The sequence below is a fragment of the Xanthomonas sp. SHU 166 genome (genome assembly GCF_000364685.1).
Classification (GTDB): Bacteria; Pseudomonadota; Gammaproteobacteria; order Xanthomonadales; family Xanthomonadaceae; genus Xanthomonas_A; species Xanthomonas_A sontii.
On sequence record NZ_AQOJ01000560.1, the window covers coordinates 1 to 1,560 of the forward strand.

Here is a 1,560-nt window from a genome sequence, read left to right on the forward strand (position 1 = left end):
CCGCCCGGCGTCGCCGCGCACGCTGAAGTCGCCGGCGGCGGCGGCCGCGGCCAGGCGCTTGATCTCGGTGTTGATCGCCAGCAGGCTGGCCTTGGCCGCGTCCATCGATTCGTGCAGCACCGCGCGGCTGCCGGGAAGGCGGCGCGCGTCGCGATGCAGGTCGCCGTTGGCGTATTCGTTGAGTACCGCGATGGCGTCGACGATCGCGTCCAGGTGCTCGAACATCATGCGGTTGATGCTGGCAGCCAGGTCGCCGTACACGCCGGGGAAGTCCTCCGGCATGCGGTGGGACATGTCCTTGTCGGCGTGCAGTACGGCCATTCGTGCGGTCTCGCTGGAGAAGCGTTCCAGCATCCGGATCATTTCGCCGGTGGCGCGCAGCATCTCGCCGGTCTCGTCGCGGCCGGGATTGTCGATGCGCACGCTGAGGTCGCCGCGCGACACCGCGCGGATCGCCTCCAGGCTGCGCGATACCGGTCGCAGCACCGAACTGCCGATCAACCAGTTGATGCCGAAGGTGAGCAGCACCAGGATGCCGCCGGCCAGGGTCATCACCCCGGTGAAGACCAGCGCCTGCGCCTGCACGTCGTCCATATACACGCCGGTGCCGATCACCCAGTGCCAGGGCGCGAACGCGGCGTTGTAGGAGATTTTTTCGACCGGCTTGTCGCTGCCGGGCTTGGGCCACAGATAGTCGACGTAGCCGCCGCCGGCCTCGGCTGCCTTCACGAACTCGCGGAAGATCGGCTTGCCGTCGGCGCTGAGCACCTGGCCGATGTCCTTGCCGACCAGGTCGTGGCGGGTGGGGTGCATCAGCATGGTCGGGTGCAGGTCGTGCACGTAGAAGTAGTCCACGCCGTCGCGGGCGCGCATCGATTCCAGGGTGCGCAGGGCGGTGCGCTGCGCCTCGGCCAGCGGCATGCTGCCCTTGTCCACCTCGGCCGCATAGGCGCGCACCACGCCCAGCGCCAGCTCGATCTGGCTCTTCAGTGCCTGCTCGCGCGTGTTGCGGATGTCCAGGTACTGCATGCGCGCGGCAATCACTGCCAGCAGGACGATGCCGGCACCCAGCAACAAGGTCTGCCAGAGGAACTTGCGGCGCAGCGGCAGATCCGAGAGGCGGGTGAGCAACGAGCGAGACGACATCGACCTGATCCTTGGAAAGGTTCCCAAAGGTTTAACGGCTCCGGGAACGGGGAAATTGAGCGTGCGGCGCGACCGATCCGTAGACAATCCTCGCGCTGGCGCGGCGGTCAAAAAAATCCCCGGCGCGAAGGCCGGGGATGGGGGGATGCAGCGACAGGCCGGGCCTGTCTCAGAACTCCTGCCAGTCCGAATCGGCCAGGGCCGGCTCGACCTTGCGGGCACGCACCGCCGCCGGCTTGGCGGCGGCGACGGCCGCAGGCTTCTTCGCCGGCGCTGCCGCCCGCGGCGCGGACACGGCCTGCGGCGCGTGGACCGCGCTGGCCTGCGCCGACTGCTCGACGCGGAAGATCGACACGGCCTCGATCAGCTGGCCGGCCTGCTCTTCCATCGAACGCGCGGCGGCGGTGGCTTCTT

At 68.7% G+C, this 1,560-nt stretch carries 1 protein-coding gene and 1 pseudogene; both read right to left on the reverse strand.

The window, feature by feature from the left end; genetic code table 11:
• Window positions 1-1,146, reverse strand: a 1,146-nt coding sequence (locus D180_RS14140) for a cache domain-containing protein (RefSeq protein ID WP_043091008.1), incomplete at its 3' end; no start/stop codon positions are given.
• A gap of 169 nt (window positions 1,147-1,315) precedes the next feature.
• Window positions 1,316-1,560, reverse strand: a pseudogene (locus D180_RS14145) (methyl-accepting chemotaxis protein); the annotation flags it as partial.